The 20,855-nt window shown below is 63.4% G+C and carries 17 protein-coding genes; 9 read left to right on the forward strand and 8 right to left on the reverse strand.

All coding sequences use genetic code 11. From position 1 onward, the window contains the following. Nucleotides 1-142: 142 nt before the first annotated feature. From ABFE16_01175 to ABFE16_01215, 9 genes are all read left to right on the forward strand, one after another. A complete protein-coding gene (locus tag ABFE16_01175; GenBank protein ID MEN6343878.1) occupies nucleotides 143-1,066 on the forward strand; it encodes a hypothetical protein in 924 nt (307 codons plus the stop codon). Between the two features lie 62 nt (nucleotides 1,067-1,128). Then, nucleotides 1,129-2,175 (forward strand): hypothetical protein, encoded by a 1,047-nt coding sequence (locus tag ABFE16_01180; protein ID MEN6343879.1) that lies wholly within the window; start codon nucleotides 1,129-1,131, stop codon nucleotides 2,173-2,175. A 54-nt stretch (nucleotides 2,176-2,229) separates the two neighbouring features. Then, a complete protein-coding gene (locus ABFE16_01185; GenBank protein ID MEN6343880.1) occupies nucleotides 2,230-3,252 on the forward strand; it encodes a hydroxyacid dehydrogenase in 1,023 nt (340 codons plus the stop codon). A 44-nt stretch (nucleotides 3,253-3,296) separates the two neighbouring features. Next, nucleotides 3,297-4,058 (forward strand): dolichyl-phosphate beta-glucosyltransferase, encoded by a 762-nt coding sequence (locus ABFE16_01190; protein ID MEN6343881.1) that lies wholly within the window; start codon nucleotides 3,297-3,299, stop codon nucleotides 4,056-4,058. 80 nt (nucleotides 4,059-4,138) lie between these two features. Beyond that, nucleotides 4,139-5,170, forward strand: coding sequence for a galactose-1-phosphate uridylyltransferase (gene galT, locus ABFE16_01195; GenBank protein ID MEN6343882.1), 1,032 nt, complete (start codon nucleotides 4,139-4,141; stop codon nucleotides 5,168-5,170). A 105-nt stretch (nucleotides 5,171-5,275) separates the two neighbouring features. Further along, the gene (locus ABFE16_01200) at nucleotides 5,276-7,867 is read left to right on the forward strand and encodes an ATP-binding protein (GenBank protein MEN6343883.1); all 2,592 of its coding nucleotides are present in this window, start codon (nucleotides 5,276-5,278) and stop codon (nucleotides 7,865-7,867) included. 68 nt (nucleotides 7,868-7,935) lie between these two features. Beyond that, complete coding sequence (locus ABFE16_01205) at nucleotides 7,936-8,322, forward strand: response regulator (GenBank protein MEN6343884.1); 387 nt, start codon at nucleotides 7,936-7,938, stop codon at nucleotides 8,320-8,322. A gap of 20 nt (nucleotides 8,323-8,342) precedes the next feature. Next, a complete protein-coding gene (gene glgC / locus ABFE16_01210) occupies nucleotides 8,343-9,578 on the forward strand; it encodes a glucose-1-phosphate adenylyltransferase (GenBank protein ID MEN6343885.1) in 1,236 nt (411 codons plus the stop codon). Continuing rightward, complete coding sequence (locus tag ABFE16_01215) at nucleotides 9,575-11,020, forward strand: glycogen/starch synthase (protein ID MEN6343886.1); 1,446 nt, start codon at nucleotides 9,575-9,577, stop codon at nucleotides 11,018-11,020. Before glgC ends, ABFE16_01215 begins: the two co-directional genes overlap by 4 nt. Before the next feature lie 108 nt (nucleotides 11,021-11,128). Here the strand turns inward: ABFE16_01215 and ABFE16_01220 are convergent, their stop codons facing one another. From ABFE16_01220 to ABFE16_01255, 8 genes are all read right to left on the reverse strand, one after another. Beyond that, a complete protein-coding gene (locus ABFE16_01220) occupies nucleotides 11,129-13,042 on the reverse strand; it encodes an ATP-binding protein (GenBank protein ID MEN6343887.1) in 1,914 nt (637 codons plus the stop codon). A gap of 210 nt (nucleotides 13,043-13,252) precedes the next feature. Continuing rightward, nucleotides 13,253-14,278 (reverse strand): AIR synthase family protein, encoded by a 1,026-nt coding sequence (locus ABFE16_01225; GenBank protein ID MEN6343888.1) that lies wholly within the window; start codon nucleotides 14,276-14,278, stop codon nucleotides 13,253-13,255. Continuing rightward, a complete protein-coding gene (locus tag ABFE16_01230) occupies nucleotides 14,254-14,970 on the reverse strand; it encodes an HAD family hydrolase (protein MEN6343889.1) in 717 nt (238 codons plus the stop codon). Before ABFE16_01230 ends, ABFE16_01225 begins: the two co-directional genes overlap by 25 nt. Nucleotides 14,971-15,012: 42 nt before the next feature. Next, complete coding sequence (locus tag ABFE16_01235) at nucleotides 15,013-17,964, reverse strand: UPF0182 family protein (GenBank protein ID MEN6343890.1); 2,952 nt, start codon at nucleotides 17,962-17,964, stop codon at nucleotides 15,013-15,015. 30 nt (nucleotides 17,965-17,994) lie between these two features. After that, complete coding sequence (locus ABFE16_01240; GenBank protein ID MEN6343891.1) at nucleotides 17,995-18,507, reverse strand: bifunctional nuclease family protein; 513 nt, start codon at nucleotides 18,505-18,507, stop codon at nucleotides 17,995-17,997. Nucleotides 18,508-18,590: 83 nt separating this feature from the next. Then, nucleotides 18,591-19,382, reverse strand: coding sequence for a hypothetical protein (locus ABFE16_01245; GenBank protein ID MEN6343892.1), 792 nt, complete (start codon nucleotides 19,380-19,382; stop codon nucleotides 18,591-18,593). Nucleotides 19,383-19,777: 395 nt separating this feature from the next. Next, nucleotides 19,778-20,146, reverse strand: a complete 369-nt coding sequence (locus ABFE16_01250) for a transcriptional regulator (protein ID MEN6343893.1) — start codon at nucleotides 20,144-20,146, stop codon at nucleotides 19,778-19,780. Then, on the reverse strand, nucleotides 20,143-20,844 hold the full coding sequence (locus ABFE16_01255) for a hypothetical protein (GenBank protein MEN6343894.1): 702 nt from the start codon (nucleotides 20,842-20,844) through the stop codon (nucleotides 20,143-20,145). Before ABFE16_01255 ends, ABFE16_01250 begins: the two co-directional genes overlap by 4 nt. Nucleotides 20,845-20,855 lie beyond the last annotated feature (11 nt).

The raw sequence follows: 20,855 nt of genomic DNA on the forward strand, positions 1-20,855 counted from the left end.
CGTCAGGTATGATACGCAACCCGGGCCGGCCGTGCAACCTGAGGTCGTTTTGACGCAGTCGACAGTGGCAGGTATAATTCGGGCCAGCGTGTGAAGTGCCAGCAAGAGGCCCACCTTTGAGTGGGCCCGGGAGGCAACGGACGTGTCTGATCTGACGGCCGAATTCAAGGAGTACTGCCGGTCAAGAGGTGCAGACCTGGTAGGTATCGCCCCGCTGGAGCGTTTCGAGGGCGTGCCGGCCCAGAACGACCCGCGGACGATCTTCCCTGACGCCAAGGCGGTAGTAGTGATCGGGCGACGGATCACCCGAGGAAGTCTCAGAGGGTGGGAAGAGGGCACCAACCGAGACATCTATGAGCTGTTTGGCTATAGCTGGCTGGACAAGGAGTTCCTGGCCCTGACGACCTTCGAGGCTACGGAATGGCTGGAGGACCACGGCTGGGAGGCAACTCCAGTCATGTCCTATCCACCGGAGACACCGGCGCAGGGCATCCCCGTTCGCCCCAATCAGCCGGGGCCGAACGTCAACATCGACATGCAGCATGCGGCCGTGGCGGCGGGTCTGGGCGAGATTGGCCTGCACGGCGTCTTCCTGAGCCCGCGGTTCGGTCCGCGGCAGCGCTTCCAGGCGATCCTTACCGATGCGCCGCTGACCGCCGATCCGCTGTGCGAGCGCTCCATCTGCGGCAACTGCGGTGTCTGCGTCAGTGTCTGCCCGCTGCAGGCCATCGACGGGGAGAAGACGCAGGAAGTCGATATCGCCGGCAAGAAGATGACCGTGGCGGCCGTGGATGATGACAAGTGCCGTCGTTGCCAGAATGGTGCTCGCAGGAACCTGTACCATCCCTCCGGCAAGCCGGACCGGATCGCCGCTCTGTGTGTGCGGTCTTGTCTGGACATGCTGGAACGCAACGAGAAGATCGACGACCAGTTCGCCTTCGGGTTCCGACAGCGAGAGCCGTGGGCGCTGAGCGAGACGGGGCAGAACGTGACAGTAGAGGCCAAGGCTCAGGGCGGCGGTTGTGCGGACCCCGAGGGCTTCCGCAAGCGCGAGCAGGATGCCTGACCGGTGGTACTAGCGGAAGGAAGGCAAGGCCGCAGAATCTGTCAGATGTGAAGGGACCCACAATGGCTGAGTTGACTTCTGAGCGAATCAAGGAGTATGCACTGACGACGGGCCTGGACCTGGTGGGCATTGCCAACATCGAGCGATTTGAGGGCGCCCCGGAACGCATGCACCCGTCGGAGATATTCCCAGAGTGCCGGTCAGTTATCGTTACTGGACGCCGAATCCCGCGAGGGACCTACCGGGGGATCGAGGAAGGCACTCTGTGGAGCAATTATACGTTCTACTCGTACAATCGGCTGAACACGTGGTTCCGGCCGAAGGGGACCTATGACCTGGCCTGCTTCATCGAGGATCATGGCCGGGAGGCCGTGCCGGTCTACCCGGGCGTGCCGGAGGCCCAGCCGGATAGCAAGCCACTGCGACCGGGATCGCCTGCGCCGGATGTCCAGATGGCGATCCGGATTGCCGGTTGCGCCGCCGGCGTGGGAGAGATGGGCTGGTCGAAGGTGTTTCTGACCCGGAAGTTCGGACCGCGGCAGCGTCTCGGGATGATCCTGACCGACGCCGAGCTTGAGCCGGATCCGCTGATCAAAGAGGACGAACGAGTGTGCAACAAGTGCATGGCCTGCGTGCGGGACTGCACCGGGCACTGCATTCCGCACCTCAAGGACAAGGATACGATCAGCATCGAGATCGAGGGCGTGAAGTTCGAGTGGGCGAACGTGGACATGGGCAAGTGCACCCTTACCCACCACGGCCTTAACAAGGAGGCCTCGCCCTTCCTGGCGAAGGACTGCCCTGGACTGCGGCTGAACGTGGCAGAGCAGAAGCTGAGCGAGGAGGAGGCCTACAAGCTCACCTACACGCTTGCGGGAGCGACCTGGCGCGCAACCAAGGAGTTCCCCTCCGGCCGCATCATCGACTACTACAAGACAATGCTGGACACCGTCGGGTACTTTGCTGTGTGCGGGGCCCGAGGATGCGTTCGCGCCTGCATGATGAACCTCGAAAAGTCGGGGCGTATTGAGCAGAACTTCGAGAACGAGTTCAGACGGCGCCCGATGTGGGAGCTCGGCTGGGACGGGAAAGTCGCGCCGGAGAAGTAACCAAGAACCCGGCCTCGTGCATTCCGGGGCAAGAGTTAACGGGAGCGATGAGCGATGTCCAAAGCCAAGGTATGGTACGTTCAGCCGGCGAGTCATACAGAGCGCGTGTTCCATCCGGACCACTATAAGGCAATGTTGGAGGAGTTCGAGGTCACGGTCAACGAGACCGGCAAGAACCTGACGGCAGAGGAGGTCGCTGCTGGGATCGCCGGGTATGACGCGATCGTGACGGGCTGGGGCGCTCCGGCCATGCAGGCCGAGATCCTCGAGAAGGCCGACAGCCTGAAGATCATCGCCCACTCGGCGGGCTCGATCAAGGCCCTGGTCTCGCGGGAGATGATCGACAAGTACCTGATCCCGCACGGGACGGTGCTGTTCAGCGCGAACGTAGCGATTGCCTACAACGTCGCGGAATCAGCCGTCGGGATGCTTCTGATGACGATGCGGCGTTGGCCGGATCTGAACGCGTACTACAAGCGAACGGGCAAGTGGAAAGACCCAGAGGTCCGGTGGAACGGCCAGTACCTGATGGGCAGCACCGTGGGCGTCGTGGCAGCAAGCTCCGTGGGTCGTGAAGTGATGCGTCTGTTGCAGCCCTGGCCGCTCAAGGTTCTGCTGTACGATCCGTATGTGAGTTCAGAGCAAGCCGCAGCGATGGGTGCGGAGAAGGTCGAGCTGAACGAGCTGTTCCAGCGGGCGGACCACGTGACGATCCACCTGCCGAGCATCGAGTCCACGAATAGCCTGATCGGCAAGGAGCAGTTGGACCTGATGAAGCCCGGGGCGACGCTGATCAACACCTCCCGCGGCTCGGTGATCGACCACGACGCTTTGATCGAGAAGTGCAAGAAGGACGAGATCTACGTGTGTCTCGATGTGACCACGCCGGAGCCACTGCCAAAGTACAGCGAGTTTCGGATGCTGGACAACGTCTACATTGCACCGCACGTGTCGGGGTCGGGCTTCTACGGATACCATCGCATCGGCGAGCAGACACTCCAGGCCTTGCGCGATTGCTTCGGCGGTCGACCGGTACAGGGCGCAGTGGACTATGGTCGCTATGAGTTGCTCGCCTAGAGCAGCCCTTAGCAAGACGCCCTGACGGCTGAGGAGATGCTGGAGTGGACGCAAAGGTACCGGTCCGGAGTTTGTCGATTGTCATTCCTGCCTACAACGAGAAAAAGCGCCTGCCGCCCAGTCTGGAGAGGATCTGCGACTGGGCGGCAGACCAATCCCGTGCGATCGACATCGTGCTGGTCGATGACGGGAGCACCGACGGGACGCTGGAGGCAGCCGAGGCAACGGTGGCAGGTCGCGTTCCCCTGCAGGCGCTGGTGAACAAGCCGAACCGTGGCAAGGGCTTCTCGGTTCGTCGGGGGATGATGGAGGCCGAGGGTGATTGCGTCCTGTTCACGGACGCGGATCTGTCAACACCGATTGAGGAGGCCGACCGTCTGCTTGAGGCGATCGAAGCCGGCTCGGAGGTGGCGATTGGGTCGCGAGGCATGAAGGAGTCCCAGATCAAGCTCCACCAGCCCTGGTGGCGTGAGAAGGCCGGCAAGCTCTTTGGCCTTGTGACGCGGACGATTGCCTTGCCGGGGATCCGCGACAGCCAGTGCGGGTTCAAGTGCTTCCGGCGAGAGGCTGCTCAAGCGATCTTCTCCCGCCAGACTCTGGACGGCTGGGCCTTCGACGTCGAGCTCCTGGTGATCGCGCGGCAGCTTGGCTACGAGATTGCGCAGGTTCCGGTGGAGTGGGTGAACGACCCAAATACCAAGGTACACATGCTGACAGACGGGCCGAAGATGGTACTGGACATGATTCGTGTGCGGCTGAAGCACCGGCACCTCACGCCGGCGGACCGCAGGGATCAGGGGCGGTAAGCCGGGGCGAAGCACCAAGCTTGCAGGACGAAGGTGCGCAGCCCAGGGGGCCGGTGTCAGCGGAACTGGTGGTGCTATTCATGTCGGAGCTGCGCAGGGATCCAGTAACAGACCGGTGGGTGATCATCACACCGGAGCGCGGTGTTCGCCCACGAGACTTCGTGCCCGAGCCGGAGGACGAACTCGGTCCCCTGGGGTGTCCGTTCTGCGAGGGTAACGAGCGGATGACGCCGCCGGAGGTGCTCGGGCTTCGCGACCGAGGCGAGCGCGACCGTCCGGGCTGGTACGTACGAGTGGTGCCCCACAAGTTTCCGGTCTTGCGTGTCGAGGGAAGCACGGAGATTCACGGGGAAGGGCTCTTTCGGTCCCTCGACGGCATCGGGGCCCATGAGATCGTCATCGAGAGCCCTCGGCACGACCTGGACTTGGCCTTCGCGCCCGTGGAGCAGGTGATCCGGGTCATCGGCGCCTGCCAGCAACGGGTCGAGGACCTGCGCCGCGACCGCCGCTTCCGCCATATCATCGTCTTCCGCAACCACCGCAAGGCAGCGGGGGCTTCGACCAACCACCCCCATTCACAGGTGATCGCCCTTCCCATCGTCCCGCAGCTTGTTCAACGCGAGATTTCGGCTGCGCGGGACTACTTTGGGGAACAGGGGAAGTGCCTCTTCTGCAGCCTGATCGAGCAAGAGCGGGCTGCCGGTGTGCGGGTGGTGGCTGAGACCGCGCACCACGTCGCTATCTGTCCGTACGCTTCGTGTTTCCCCTTCGCAGTGACGATCTACCCTCTGCAGCACTGCCATGATTTCGTGCAGATGGGCGTGGCGGAACGTGCCGACCTGGCTGAGCTGCTACGCAGCCTGTTGGCAGCGCTTCGCTCGGCGCTCTTCAACCCACCCTACAACCTCGTCTACCAGACAGTTCCAGGTCCTGACCGCGCTGTGCCGGACGCGGCAGCCCCTCCGAGTGTCACACAGGTGTACCATTGGCATGTCAACATCATGCCGCGGTTTACACCGGCGGCCGGCTTCGAATGGGAAACCGGGTTCTATACCAACCCTGTCGCACCTGAGGAGGCCGCAGCGGCTCTGAGGGAGCACATGCAACTCTAGACCGAGGAGCGTCCAGACCCCTGAGTAACGTCGGGGCGCTCTCCCCGGGTTCGATCAGACCTGGAGGGCATAGGTGATTGGACCTTACGTGAGGCTGAACTGAAGATGGAAGACAGGACGGGGCTGAGACAGCGTCTCGCGGCCCTGCTGATCGAGCAGGAGCCTGCGATCGTGCAAGGATGGCAGGGGAGGGTCGCGGAAGGCGCCGAGGGCCCGGCTATCACTGCGGAGGAATGGCAGCAGGGAGCGCCGGAAATCCTGCGAATCCTGGCAGAGCGGCTGCGGGACGAGGACACCAGCACTCACCGGGACCGTCTGGTGGCGCTGCTCCAGCAGTTCCACGACGCGCGGCCGGCCGTGGGGAGTGCTGCGGCTGGTCTGAGCGCACTGGTGACGGCCAGTGTGCTCAGTCTGAAGGGCCATCTTGGCGCGGGAGACAAGATGGAGGAGATCGAGGCCGAACTGGAGTCGGAGGTCACCGCTCTGCGGGCTGAGGTGTGGGCTGCGGAAGCAGAGCTCTCGCAGGGAGATGTCGACGACCTGCAGGGGCAGTTCGATTCCCTGCTGGAGGTCGTGCCCGATCCGGTTCTGGTGGTAGGTGTCGCAAGGGGCAGAATCCGAGCAGCGAACCCGGCAGCGCTGGCGCTGACCGGCTACTCACCCGCGCAACTGCGCACCCTCCTCCTGCAAGACCTCATTCCCGCTCTGGACGGGACTGGCCCCGGCAAGTTTCTCGACGAAGTGGTCGAGACCGGCACGAGCATCCGAGACGGCCTGGAGCTGGTGAGCAGGAGCGGCGACAGGATCAGCGGAGACCTGCGAGGGGCACTAGTCCGCCGAGATGGGCTTCCGGCTGCCGTATGCATCTATCGCGTGGGGACGTCGGACGCTCCTGGGACGGGAACTGCGGTCCCAGAGGAGGCCTTTGCCAGCAAGTACGAACAGCTAGATGTGTTCTTTGAGAACGTGATCTCGGCGCTCCCGCTGCGACTGGTTGTGTTGGACTCGGACCTGCGGGTCATCCATGCGAACCCGGCCTTCTACGTACAGCGCGGGATGGCCAAGGAGGAGGTACTCGGACAGGACATCGACGCGGTACTTCCGCCCGAGTTGCTCGACGACGCCGGCCTGCGTGCGGCGCTCCAGTCGGTGCTGCTGACGGGAGAGCGCGTGCGGTGGACAGGGTATCGAGACTACACGCCACGTCAGGGCGAGCGGATTCTGAATGTGCGGCTTGACCCGTGCGAGGGTCCTGCCCGGCAGCGAATGGTGCTGCTGACCTTCGAGGACATCACCGAGCGCCACTACCAGTTGTATGAGCGCTCCGTACTTCAGCAGATCGCGAGGGCATTGCTGGGTGAACTGAACCTCCCGAAGCTGCTGTACGCGATCCTGACCGGGATGACTGCCGGTGGCGCTGTCGGGCTGGGGTTCAACCGGGCGATACTGATGCTGGTGGATGAGGAGGCCGGGGTGCTACGGGCTGAGATGGCCGTAGGGCCGGCCTCGCTGGAGCAAGCTGCGGCGATCTGGACAGAAGTCTCGGACGACTACCGAACGCTGGACGATTTCCTGGCAAACTACGAGAAGCTGCCACCGGCGGAGGAGCGTCCTCTTCATGAACTCGTGCACCGAATGGTGTTCCCGCTGAAGGCCACGCAGAACCTGCCGATGGCGGCGATCACGCAGCGGCAGACGATTCATGTGGTGGATGCGGAGATGGACGAGCGCGTGCCGTCGGCGCTGCGGGAGATGCTGGAGACCGATGAGTTCGTGGTGGCGCCGCTGGTAGCGCGGGACAAGATAATCGGCGTAGCGATTGCGGACAACCGATTCTCGCAGCAACCGATCGGCCACTCGGCAGTGCAACTGCTGACGGCGCTGGCGGACCAGGCAGCTTTGGCCATCGACTCGGCGCGGATGTTCAGCCAGGCCACGGAGGATGCGCGTCGGCTGGACCAGGCGTTGACGGACCTGAGGTCGGCGCAGGAGGAGAGTCTCCGGACGGCCAAGCTCGCGGCGATCGGTGAGGTGACGGCAATCGTCGCCCACGAAATACGCAGCCCGCTATCGGCGATCGGTGGGTTCGCACGCAGTATTGTCCGAGAGCCGCACAGGGTGGACCGGAACGCTCGGGCTGCGAAGATCATCGTGGAGGAGGTCGTGCGTCTGGAACGGATCCTGGCGGAGTTGCTTGACTTCACGAAGCCGTCGGAATCGGTTCTGGAGCCGGTCGATCTTGCACCACTGGTGGCAGGCGTAGTGCAGAAGATGCGGGCAGCACCCGAGAGCGCCGAGGTGGAATACCACGTGAGGATCGAGGAGGGGCTGCCACTCGTCGAGGCGGACCCCAAGCACGTGACGCAGATCGTGCAGAACCTGGTGATGAACGCGCTGCAGGCGATGCCGCAAGGCGGGTCGCTGACAGTGACTGCTCACGCGAAGCCCTCTGAAGTCGAGGTCTCGATAGAGGATACGGGCGAAGGTATCGCGGAGGACCGTCTGGAGAAGGTCTTCGACACCTTCTACACGACAAAGCCGACGGGGACCGGGCTGGGGCTGGCGCTGTGCCAGAAGCTCGCGGCGCAACAGGGCGCCGAGATCAAGGTGAAGAGCACGGTGGGCAAGGGTACCACTTTCATCGTGTCCTTCCCGGTGAGACCAAAGACGCGGGCTCTGGAGCAGGGAGTGCAGTGAGTTGATGCCAAGGACGCTCGCCTTCGCCATGCTGGTGAGGGAAGGAGCGCGGCAAGGAGCGTGACGGAGTGCCAAGAGTGCTGGTCGTGGACGACGAGGAGCATCTGTGCATGCTGTACGAGCAGGAGCTTCACTACGCCGGGTACGAGGTCGTGACGGCCTCAAGCGGCCCTGAAGCGCTGGCGGCTCTGGAGCAGCATGACATTGACGTCGTGGTCCTGGACATCGCGATGCCGGGGATGGACGGGATCGAGACGCTGCGCAAGATCCTGGCGGTCAACAACCGCATGCCGGTGATTCTCAACACGGCGTATGCGAGCTACCAGGACGATTTCATGACATGGGCAGCAGAGGATTACGTGGTGAAGAGCAGCGACGTGTCCGAGCTTTCGCAGCACATTGCCGACGTGCTGCGCAAGCGAGGTATCAAGCCTCCTGAGCCCCCTGCGGCTTAGGGTCGTTAGAGGTACGGACTATGGATCGGAAGGACAACGCCGATGCTGCACGGGACATCGTGGTGATGGTCCTCGCCGGTGGCGAGGGCCAGCGCCTGTACCCTTTGACGCGGCGGCGGGCCAAGCCGGCGGTGCGGTATGGCGGGGACTACCGGATGATCGATTTCACGCTGAGCAACTGCGTGAACTCCGGCTACCGGCGGATCTACCTGCTTACGCAGTTCGCCGCCTCGTCGCTACACCGGCATGTTCGGCGTGGCTGGGTGCCGCTGCTGAGCGATGAACTTGGGGAGTTCATCGAGATGGTGCCGGCACAGCGGATGGCGGAGGATCGTTGGTACGCCGGGACGGCCGACGCCATCTACCAGAACCTGTTCATTCTCCAAGAGGAGCGGCCCTCACTGGTCATCATCCTGTCGGGTGACCACGCGTACAAGATGGACTACCGGGGGATGGTTCGCCAGCACCTGGAGACCGGGGCAGCGCTGACGATTGCGAGCCTGAAGGCGCCGCGCACGCAGTGCACGCAACTGGGCGTCCTGGAGGTTGACCGAGACTGGCGAGTGGCGGGCTTCGAGGAGAAACCTGTCGACCCGCGGGGCGTGCCTGATGACCCGGACCACTCTCTCGTGTCGATGGGCGTGTACGTATGGACGACGGCAGAGCTGGTGCGGCGAGTGGCCGACGATTCGACGCGCGATACGAACCACGACTTCGGCAAGGACCTGATACCGACGATGGTATCGGAGGGCAGTGGGGTCTGGGCGTACCACTTCGACCGCGACCCCTCGGGCAGTCCGAGCTACTGGCGGGACATTGGGACTCTCGATGCATACTGGCAGGCGAACATGGAGCTGGTGGGGATCCTGCCGGAGTTGAACCTGTATGACCGTGAGTGGCCGGTGTACAGCCACAAGGTGCAGCTGCCGCCGGCGAAGACCGTGCATGGCAGCCTGTGCTCGGTGACGGACTCGCTGATCTCGCCGGGGTGCGTGATCTCGGGGGCGCGGATACACTCGAGCGTCCTCTCCCCCGGCGTGTATGTGCATCGGGGTGCGGAGATCAGTGAGTCGATCATCATGGACGACTGCGAGGTCGGGCGGGATGCGGTGCTGCATCGGACAGTCGTGGACGAGGGAGTGAAGGTTCCGGAGGGGTTCCGCGCCGGCTTCGACCGGGCGGAGGACGAGCGACGCTTCCTGGTGACGGAGGGCGGCGTAACGGTGATTCCGCAGGGAATGGTGTTGCACAAGTGACGGTATCGACGACTCCAGTGAAAGTGCTGTTCGCTTCGGTCGAAGTGGCACCCTTCGCGTGGACCGGCGGGATGGGGGACGTCGCGGGAAGCCTGCCGAAGGCGCTCCACAAGCTCGGAGTAGACGTCCGGGTCATCATGCCGAAGCACCGGGGCTGCGCCGAAAGGGCCGGCTCGATGCGGCGCATTGTGAATACGTGCGAAGTCCACATGCCGTGGTGGGTCACGGGTTGCGCTGTCGACGAAGGGCGGCTACCGGGCTCGGAAGTGCCGGTGTACTTCGTCGAACATCAGCAGTACTTCGACCGCGAGGGGGTGTATGGTCCGCCGGGAGCAAGTTGGCAGGACAACCTCGAGCGGTTCTCGTTCTTCTGCCGATCTGTGGTGGAGGTCCTGCGGCATCTGGACTGGCAGCCGGACCTGGTGCACCTGAACGACTGGCACACCTCCCTGCTGGCGCTCTACCAGAGGCTATGGGGACTGGACTTCCGCACCATCTATACGGCCCACCAGCTTGGCCCGGCGTTCCACGGGACCTTCCCGGCCGCGCAGCAGACACTCGCAGGGATCGACCTGGGACGACTGGAAACGCGGCGGTTCGTTGCGCACGGTCAGATCGACCTTGCCCGTGCCGGCCTGGCGCTAGCGGACAGGGCGAACACTGTCAGTGAACGATATGCGCAGGAGGTTGCCGCTCCGGGCTCCGAGGAAGGGGTTTCGGATCTGGTTGCGGAGCTTGGCGACCGGTTCTGCGGCATCCTCAACGGGATCGATACGGAGGTATGGAACCCGCGCCTCGATCACGTGATCGCAGCTCAGTACAGTGAGGAGGATCTGGGCGGCAAGCTGGAGTGCAGACGAGCACTGCAGCGCGAAGTGGGGCTGCCGGTGACGGATTCCGTGCCGCTGGTCGGCATGGTCAGCCGACTGGACCAACTCAAGGGCTTTGACTTGATACAGGCGGCTCTTCCGCAGCTCGGGGGCGCTCAGTTCGTGTTTCTGGGCTCGGGTGATCCAGGCTACACGGCCTTCCTGGAGGGAACGGCCCGCTACCGGGAAGACGTCGCCGCCGTGTGTCGGTTCGATTCGGAGCTGGCGCGCAAGATCTACGCCGGGGCCGACATGCTGCTGATGCCGTCGCGTCGCGAGCCGGCCGGACTTGCCCAGATGATCGCCCTGTCCTATGGGACGATCCCGGTGGTGCACTACACGGGCGGGCTCGCGGACACGATCAGTGAGGATCCGCGGCACCAGAACGGCTTTGTGTTCCACGAGTACCGGCCAGACCATCTGACGGCGGCGCTCGGCCGGGCCTTCAACGCATACCGAGAGCATGAGCGGTGGCAGGAGCTGATGCGGCATGCGATGCGCTGTGACCACTCCTGGGGTGCCTCAGCGGCCAAGTACCAGGAGATGTACCTGCGGGCGCTCCAGGCCCCGTAGAAGCACAGCAACGGGCATAGGAGACACTGCGCAAGAAGATACACACAGGAAGCCCTGCCACTAAGGAGTGGCGGGGCTCTTTGCTTGCTCAGGAGCTGAGGGTTGAGCTTAGTTGGGGCGCAGGCGCCCCGGTGCATCGATGCTGTGGAGGACAGAGGCGATGGTCGTCTCGTCCTCGGGCGGGATTGCGATGGGGACGGAGAACCAGAAGGTGGCCCCGGCGCCCGGCATGCTCTCCACGCCGATCTCTCCGCCATGCAGCTCGACCAGGTTACGGCTCAGAGGTAGACCCAGACCAGCCCCACCAAGTTGGTCCTCCTGGCGTCCGACCTGGACGAACTCCTGGAAGATGGCGCCATGCAGTTCGGGCGGGATACCGGCACCACGATCGGTAACGGACATGCGGGCGAAGTCGGCATCGGACTCCACCGAGATATCAACGGCGGTGCCCTCAGGGGCGTACCGGATGGCGTTGGTGAGCAGGTTGAAGAGAATCTGCTTGATCCGCCTCTCGTCGGCAAGGACGACGGGCGGATCGTCCGGCATGTGGACCTGGAGGCTAACGCCCTTGTTGCGTGCCATGCCCTTGATGATCTTTGTGGCCTGGTCAACGACCAGGTCGACACGAATCGGCTGGAGGTCGAGCTTGATGGTGCCGGCCTCGACCTTGGAGAGGTCGATGACGTCGTTAATGAGCTGGAGGAGATGCTGCCCGGCGTCGATGATACGCTCGACGAAACCGCGCTGCTGCTCATCGAGGGTGCCGAAGGAGTCGTCGGCGAGCAACTCGGCGAAACCGTTGATGGCGTTGAGCGGCGTGCGTATCTCGTGACTCATGTTGGCGAGGAACTGGGACTTAACGACGTTGGCCCTCGCAAGCTGAGCATTGACGCGCTGCAGCTCGGCGCCCTGGACCTCGAGGTCACGGTTGGTCTTCTCAAGCTGCTCACGAAGCTTGCGGCGCTCTGAGACATCGTGGAAAACGAGCTGGACGAGGCGCTTGTCCTGATAGGTTACGAGACTGCCGCTGAGGTCGACGCTGACGAACTGACCGTCACGGCGCCGCAAGGGGATCTCGGAGAAGAGCACGCCGGTTTTGCGGATCGTCTCCTGGACGATGTTACGGAAGCGCACGACGCCGTCGGCATCCAGGATCGCAACAGTCTGGTCGAGGAGCTCCTCGCGGGTGGCCCCGATCACCTGCAGCGCCTGAGGATTGGCGTCGCGGATGACGGTAGTGTCGGCGTCGACCAGCAGGACAGCGTCCATGGCCTGAGCGAAGAGGGCGCGGTGGCGCACTTCAGAGGCTGCAAGCTGGCCCACGCTGTCGGTGAGCTCTTGGTTGGCGGCACGGAGGGCTTCGGAGCGACGTTCGAGCTCTTCCTCCATCGCGCGTCGCTCGGTCGTGTCGTGCAGTGCGATAAGCGCGACGGGACTGGCAGACTCTCCAAGCATACGGGAGTACATGTCGAGCCAGACGATCGCGCCATCGCGACGGATCCAGGGGACCTCGCGTGCGTGCGAGAAGCGCTCGGTGGCCAGCCGCTGCAGGCCGAGTTCGGCCCGAGTGGCCACCCACTCGGGGCACAGTCCGAGGCCGATCTGGCCCTCGAGTTCCTCGCGGGCGTAGCCGAGGAGCTTGGCGAAGTCGTCGTTGACGTAGAGCATGGTGCGGCTTGGGACATGGAAGGCATACATGGGCGTGGGACTGGCCTCGACTGCAGCAGCGGCCTCGCTGTGAGCGGCGAGGGTGGGCTGGGTCTCAGAGCGGAGTGCAATGTTAGCCCAGGCTTGCAGGCCCGAGATCCCGAGTATCGCAATAGCGACCGCAAAGGCCTGCAGGAGGAACCATTCGCGTTGCCCTGCGAACACGACGAGTATGGCGCCACCGACTGCCAGGAGCGACCACCATAGCCCAATCTTCTCCGCTACGGCCCGCAAAGCCCGGTGACTGAGCGCGGCGCCATTGGTGCGTTTTGGAGCGGGCTGTTGACTGGGGCTTACCGTGTTCAGATAACTCACCGTCCTTCCTGCAGTCATACGGACGAAGATATGAACGCTTTAACGGTGTACTTGGGAAAAGTGTAACTCTTCTCCGTGGCAAGGTCAATATCAATGCGGCTGGCTGTTGCGTTGTCGTTACGTGCGTGTGTGCGCAACCTGAAGGAGAGCATTGGTTAGCTGTAACAGCAGTCAAGGTCCCCTCACGACACAGCCCTTCGCCCATGTATTTCACGTAAAGACCCGCGTGAGTTCATCCTGGTCGAACCGAGGTAGCGGCACCGCGCCTTCGGGTGTTCGAAGGACGCAGTCGCCACCGGGCTGCGTCACACGCCCAAGGAGGGTGCAGTCGATTCCTCCGCGAAGGCAGGCCTCGATGACCGCAGGAGCGTCTTCCGGTGCCACGGCCAGCAGCAGGGATCCGGAGGCGATGAGCCCTAGCGGGTTGAGGCCCAGGTGCCGGCAGAGCCTGGCTCCCTCGGAAAGCAGGGGCAGTGCAGAGCCGTCGACCTCAAGGCCGACGTGGCCTGCGGTGGACATCTCCCACAGTCCGGTAGCGAGTCCCCCCTCCGTGGGGTCATGCATTGCGTGAACGCGTGCTGTCTCACAGGCCAGCTTCGCTTCGGCCAAGACGCCGATGCCCGGACGGTGGAGCAGGTCGGCACAGGCATCGAGGAACTCCGGAGCGAAGCCCTCCTCCAGAAGACGCGGCCGGAGCTCCCGCGCGAGGAGTGAGGTGCCCTCCAGAGGCACCGCCTTCGTGACGAGAAGTGCGTCGCCGGGCCGGATCCCGCTGTTGGTAACCAGGCGGTCTCGCGCGACCTGGCCAACAACGGTGCCCGAGATGACCGGGCGGTCGAGGCCGAGGGTGACCTCGGTGTGGCCGCCAACAAGGGACATCCCGTAGTGGTCGCACGCGGACCGGACCTGGGTCAGGAGTGAGGAGACCGAGTCCGCGGTCGCGTCCTTCTCGGGCAGCAGCACGGTGGCAAGGAACCAGCGCGGAGTGCCTCCGGCGGTAGCGATATCGTTGACGTTGACGGTGACGGCATAGAAGCCGATCTCGTCGGTAGCGAAGGTGATGGGATCGCTCTTGAGGAGGAGCAACTCAGGGGCACCGACGTCGATCACGGCGACGTCGCGTCCGATCCCAGGGCCGACGACAACAGAGGGGTCACCTCCGAGAGAACCCAGGAGCGTAGCAAGAAGGTCGGCATCCAGTTTGCCCGGTTTCAGAGGGATCTGCGAGGGGAGCATGCTATCAACTCGGAGGTATCCCCGGAGAGAAGGAAACGGGCGACGACGGCCAGATCGGCCGCGACGAGATCGGCCCCGTAGTCAGCGAACTGCTCCCGGGTAGTACGGTCGGTGAGCACGCCACAGGTGAAGGCCCCGGCAGCCTGCCCACACTCGATGTCAGTGCGGTGATCGCCGACAAGGAGGGCATGGTCGGGCGCCACGTGCAGGACTTCAAGGGCTGCGAGCAGGTGGCCCCTATCAGGCTTGACGGCAGGGACGTCGTCGCGGGTAAGCAGGAGGTCGAAGTAGAGAGGATGGCGAGCCAGAAAGGCCTCCACAGCGCGACGGCAGTTCCGGGTGATGATGCCGATGCGCATCCCGGCGTTAGCCAGGTCCATCAGCGCATCGGGAATACCGGGAAAGGGGCTTCCCTTCGCGCAGAAGCCAATCTCGACGTCCTCAAGAACCGCGTCGGCCTCCCGACGGAACTGCGAACGGCGGAAGGGGTCTGCAGCAAGACGGTCCTCGGCGACCTCGATGAGCTCGAGGACGTAGAGGCCCTGATCCATTGTGGCTTGCCACAGACCCCAGGTTTTGATGAGCTCGACGGTTCGGCTCCGCATCTGGGCGAAGTCGATCTGCGTGTGTGCCAGCGTGCCATCGAAATCGCAGACGACGGCCTGGATTTGGTCGATGGCGAAGCTGGACATACGTGCAACCTCTATCGGTTGGTTAGCGTTAGGGCAGTCTGGCTACTGGGCCAGCTTCTCGATCTGGTCGAGGATATTGGCCAGTTCGCTGTCAAGGCGCTGGAACTCGCCCAGGTTCCCGGAGTTCAGGGCCTTCTCCTTGCTCTGCTGCAACTCCAGTGCCTGCTCCACAAGGCTCTTTATGGTAGCGGCCTGGGCCTGTCCGGCCGGGGGTGCCTGTGACGGCGAGATGCTGCTCGCCGCAGCTTCCTCCGGAGTGCGCCCGAAGAGCTTAGCGAGGGCGGAATCCAGGTCAGTACCGAAGGCAACGCGGTTGCCGTTCACGAGGAGCACGAGTTTGAGTTCAGGGATCGGGCTCTTGGCCGCGGCGATGTAGACCGGCTCAGCATAGAGCAGGGAGTTCTCGATGGGAATGACGAGAAGGTTGCCGCGGATGATGGTGGACCCTCGCTGTCCCCACAGGGTCTGGTTCTTGGAGAACTCGGGGTCCTGGCCGATGCGTGACTCGACCTGCATGGGCCCGTCAACAAGGGCGTTCTTGGGGAAGCGGTAGCAGACGATCTCGCCGTAGTGCGCCGGGTCGCAACGGGCAGCCATCCAGGCGACCATGTTCTTGTCCTCACGGCCCTTGGGTGTGAAGGGCAGCATGAGCAGGAACTCTTCCTTTGTTTCGCCCGGCAGCTTCATGACGGCGTAGTAGGCCTCGGTCTTGCGGGCCTCAGAGCCGTAGATCTCGTTGGGGATGGCCCAGCTATCCTCCCGCTGGTAGAAGGTGGTCGCGTCGGTCATGTGGTAGTCCGCGTAGGTATCCGCCTGGACGGTGAAGAGCAGTTGCGGGAATCGGAAGTGCTGCTGGACCTCTCTGGGCGCCGGCTCTTTCTTGAGCAGCGTCGGGAAGATGCTCTGGTAGCACTGGATCATGGGATCAGTGGGATCAGTGCAGTAGAACTCGGGAATGCCGTCGTAGGCGTCGCAGACGACCTTCACGGAGTTGCGCATGTAGTTGACGCCCACCAGGGAGTGCGGTGTGGAATACGGATAGGTGCGCGAGTAGGTGTAGGCGTCGTTGATCCACTTGAGTTTGCCGTCGATGACCGTGATATACGGATCCGGATCACAGAGCAGGAAGAGGGGGCACAGAGTCTGGATGCGCTCCGGCAGGGTGCGGTTAATGATAACCCGACTGTCCTTGGTGAGGGACTGGGTGAAGAGGAGCTGCCAGTCCTGGAACCGAGCGAAGAAGGCGAGACGACGCCAGAAGCTAGCGACGGGTATGCCGCCCTTGCCGGTGTAGCGTGTGTAGGCGTTGCCTTCCTGGGCGTTGGCCGCGTTAGAGCCACCGCGAGCGTAGTCGAGTTCGTCAACCTTGGTGTTGGCGATGACGTAGTCCTCGATCTTGGCCAGGGGTTCGTCCATGATGCGCTGCTCAGCCGCACCGGGTCGATCCTGATCCTGCTGCGGTCCGCCCTGCTGTCCGGACTGCTGGCCGGTAGCGTCGGTGCCCTGGTTGGACTGGTCAGGCTGACCGGCTCGCTCGTGACGTTCGATGCTCTGGATGAGCTCGATGAAGCGTGGATGAATGCTGGTGAAGAAGTAGACGCCAGGCTGGTTGATCTGGAGGTCCTTGATGGACTGGGGCGGGATGTCCTTGACCCAGAAGTTGGGCAGGCCCTCCCCCGTCTCGCCGCGCCCAATCTCGTTGACCGGGGCTGCACAGACACCGTAGCCATGGGTGTACTGGAGGTGGCTCTTGACCCAAGTCTGGGGGGCCGGGATGCGATTGGAGTCGACCTGTCGAGGCGCGATCATGACCTGACGCACATGTCCGTCGATCGTGTAGCGGTCAACGTCGACGTCTGGGAAATCGTAGTAGGCCCGAAGTCCCTGGCGCTGATCCATGGTGCGCTCAAGGGGCCGGTGATCCCACAGGCGGATGTTGTCGATGGTGAGACGGTTGCGCTCGACCTGGTCCCAGGTGAGGTTCGTGACGACGTTGTGTAGGCGGTTCTGGATCTTGTCGAGGCCGAAGGCCTTGTTGGTGGCCTTGATGTTGGACTCGATGAAGGGCTTTTCCTTGTCGAACTGGGTCGGGTTGACCACGAGCCTCTGGACAGCCACGGGGTAGACCGTGCCACCCAGGAAGGAGAAGAGGAGGAGGACAGCGAGAGAACCCGCCGGCCAGAAGAGGCGGCGTGAGCGGATGCTGGCGATCATCACTACGGCACCGACAAGGCACAGAACCATCAGGCCATACATGACCGGAAGCCGGCCATAGACATCCGCATAGGCGGCACCCCAGAGGACGCCTCCCTTGTTGGACAGGAGCAGGCCGAACTGGTCGATCCGGTAGTTGATGATCTTGACGAGGAGGCCAAGGGCAACCAGAGCGTAGACATGGGTCCGGGCCCTCTGGGTGGTCTGGATGGAGTTGCCGACCACGCGGATGGCTTCCTGGTAGAGGTGGACCAGGATGGAGGCGATGGTCGCGACGACTACAGCCAGGAAGGCCGAGCGGACGAGATAGCGCAGGAAGCCGAGCTTGAAGACGTAGAAGCTGGCGTCCTTGCCGAAGATCGGATCGACATCATTGAAGGGGACAGCGTGGCCAAACTGCAGCCAGGGCAGCCATTTCCCGCTGGCGACGACTCCGGCCATAAGCCCGCCGAGGAGGGCGAAGACAAGCAGCGCCTTGTCGGCGTACTGCTCGATCTGCGCGCGCTCTTCGTCCGGCAGAAGGCGCTTGCCGAGAAGGGCGACATCGGGCGGCAGCGGCTTGCGGGCAATCCTGAGGTTGATCCACAACCACAGGAAGAAGAGGACACCGATGATGAGGCCGAGGACGATACGAGTGGAGAGAATGGTGGTAAACACAGCGCCCTGGGAGAGCGCGCTGAACCACAGGTAGTCAGTCCACAGTGTGAGAGCTTTGGCGGCAAGGATGAGGGCCAGGATTGCACCGAAGATGTAGTAGAACACTTTGGACGGCAGCGTCACAGTCATTCTCCTAGGGGGTAGTGGGCCGGCTTAGTGGTCGTCTTCGTCCTCATCGACGTCGGCAGGGGGTTCGTCCGCGTCGAGGCCCATGTTGCCCATTATCTTACGGAACTGTGTGAGTTCATCGTTCTCGTCGTCTTCCAGGTCAGCCGCCCAGACTTGGGCTTCGCCCAGCACCTGCTCGGCGACGAAGATGCGGGCATTCGTTCGCAAGGCGAGAGCGATGGCGTCGCTAGGTCTGGCATCAAGGGTTACGGAGCCGGTCGAGGTCGTAAGATGCAGGAGTCCGTAGAAGGTGCCGTTCTCCAGCTTCGTGACCTCAACGCGGGTCAAGCGGTGTCCAAGGGCCTGCAGGGCGTTGGCGAAGAGATCATGGGTAAGGGGTCGCTCGAAGGTCTCGCCGCGCAGGGCCAGGGCAATGGCATAGGCTTCGTACTCGCCAATGAGGATCGGGAGCAGTCTGACCTGCTGCAGGTCGGCGAGAATGACCAGAGTGTGTCCCTGCTGGTTCATGCCGATACGGTGGACGAGCATTTCTACCATCGGTCCATGACCTGCCTGTCAGATGGCCGGGGCCTCGCCAGAAGCGGGCCTTCCGGGTAAGCAGAGGACAGTTGGCGAGCCAGTCACCGGTCCTGCTGGTTGCTGTTGCGGCGCACGGCGTCGTAGTCAAGGCCAGCAGACTCGACGGCGTCGCGCCAAGTTCCGTACATCGATGGTTTGCGGGCTGCTGCGACGAGACTCCCCCATCCGTGGGTGCGCAGCCAAGAGACCGTGAGGCGTCCTCCCTGGGCGTGGATCTGCTTGATGGCACTGAGCACAGACTCGCGCGTCCAGTGGTGCCGCACGCGCTCCTTGTACTCAAGCCCCGCTGACCTGACAGCAGCGGCCCAGGAGCCGAAGTAGCGCGGACTGATCGCGGCGGCAAACAGGTCTGGTTGAGTGGCCCGCACACTCGTGGGGCTGAGGCCCCCCGGAGCCGTTCGAAGCTCACGCAGGGCGGCAAGGATGGCCTCACGAGACCAATGGCGCCTGTGTTCGTGCTCAGCAGGCTCCAGCCCTGCAGCGGCGAGGGCGGCACTCCAACTTCCGAGGTCTGGATGACGGAGTGCAGCCTGCACCAAGGGCGGGCTGAGACGTCTGGCCGCCGAGAAGGACAGGCGATGCCCTTCCCGAGCGAGGCGACGGATGTCAAGAAGGATACGCTCACGCGACCATTTGGAGCGGTTATTCGGCGGCGCATCTACCTCGGCCGCCCGCAGAGCGCTACGCCAGTCGCCGAAGAGCTTGTAGGCGGTAGTGACCATCCCGCCGAGGCCCAGATCGCGCAGTCGCCGAACTGAGAGCCTCTCTCCGCGGGCGTGCAGTCTGCGGATCTCGAGGAGTATGCGTTCGGATGTCCATTTCTGACGCTGCATGGTGGCAAGGCATCGGGCGCAACCCTCTTCCGGGCCCGACCGACGGCCCTCCCTAGTGGCACGAAAACCTGCCGGTGCTCCGGCAGGCTTGGGTTGCTGCCCGTGTTGAGCTTGTGTGAATGGTTCGAGTGTAACACAGGCAGACAGGGCAAGTCAACTTGGCGACCGCCTGGGAAACCGCGTCAGGGGGCCAATCAGGCGCCACAAGGCGTCGGTCGGAGGGAACGGGTGAACTGGGAGGGGAAAGCATTCGGCCACCGGGCGCGATCCGGTGGCCGAAGAGGGCCTAGGAAGGGACAAGTCGCCTTGTCGCAGATCCAATCGACACTACTATTGTACGGCAGCGGCACGTGGAACTTGATCAGATTATGCGCATGGGCGGGTCAAGTTTTGGTCTAGTCTCCGCCGCCGATGTTCTCCGCTCTAGACGGTGCAGAGGCAGAGGTACTCGAAGGCTTGGCAACTCCCTGCCGGATACCGTCGAGCTTGCTCCAGTAACCCAGGAGGGCGGCACGTCCGGCCTCCGTGATCGAGTAGGAGGTGTTGGGCGTGGCACCGATAAAGCGCTTCACTACGACGACGTACCCTGCCTCCGCGAGCTTGGCCATGTGGGAGGAGAGGTTTCCTCGGCTGAGGCCCAAGGCAGCTAGCAGGTAGTTGAAGTCGACCTCGTCCACACCACTAAGCATGGATAGGATTGCCAGGCGTGCCGGCTCATGAACCAGTCGATCAAGGGTCGGCACGCCAGCACTGATGGCTGTCATCGCTCGCCGGCCTCCCTGGCGTGACGCCGCATCTCGACCAGCAGCCAGCGGTTGTAGGCATGAAGGGCAACCGCAGCAACAAGCCAGGCGACAAGCAGCCATACGGAGATTGTCACCGCCGCGCTTTGAGCGTAGAAGGCGGAGGCGATCTCGGGCGCAACCGGCAGCGCTCCCCCCTGAAAGACGAGCTGAGGTGCAGCGGCGAGGATGCCGCCGAGGAGTACGGTAGTCGAGCCGATGATCTCTGTACCAGGCTCGCGAAGGCTGTACCTACCGACGATGTAAAGGTATAGTCCAAAGACCGTCAGGCCGATCACAGAGGCCTGCCAGGAGTCGACGTGGCCCGTGGCGGCCATGATGATTGGCAGCAGGATGCATGCGGGTCCGACCACTCGAGCCCAAAGCGGGGTCCGACGTGGCGTGGCGCAGGCGTTGCCGACCTGCTCGTAATAGACCTTCTCGACGGCACCGGGCGCCATCCTGAGCGCCAACCAGACGCAGAAGAGGAAGAAGGCACCGCCCAGAACGTACATCCCGGCGGTCTCAACCGGCGGCACGAGACCAGCGACGCGCAGCACAAAGAGCAGGGGGATGATGCCGATCGTGAACAGGATTCCCTGGGTGATCAGCGTCAGGCCCTTGGAGCGCGCGTAGAGGCGAGTGCACCCGGCCAGTATCTGGAGGCGGCTTCGGTCCATAGCTCGACGCC

The sequence above is a fragment of the Armatimonadia bacterium genome, assembly GCA_039679385.1.
In the GTDB taxonomy this organism is placed as follows: Bacteria; Armatimonadota; Zipacnadia; order Zipacnadales; family JABUFB01; genus JAJFTQ01.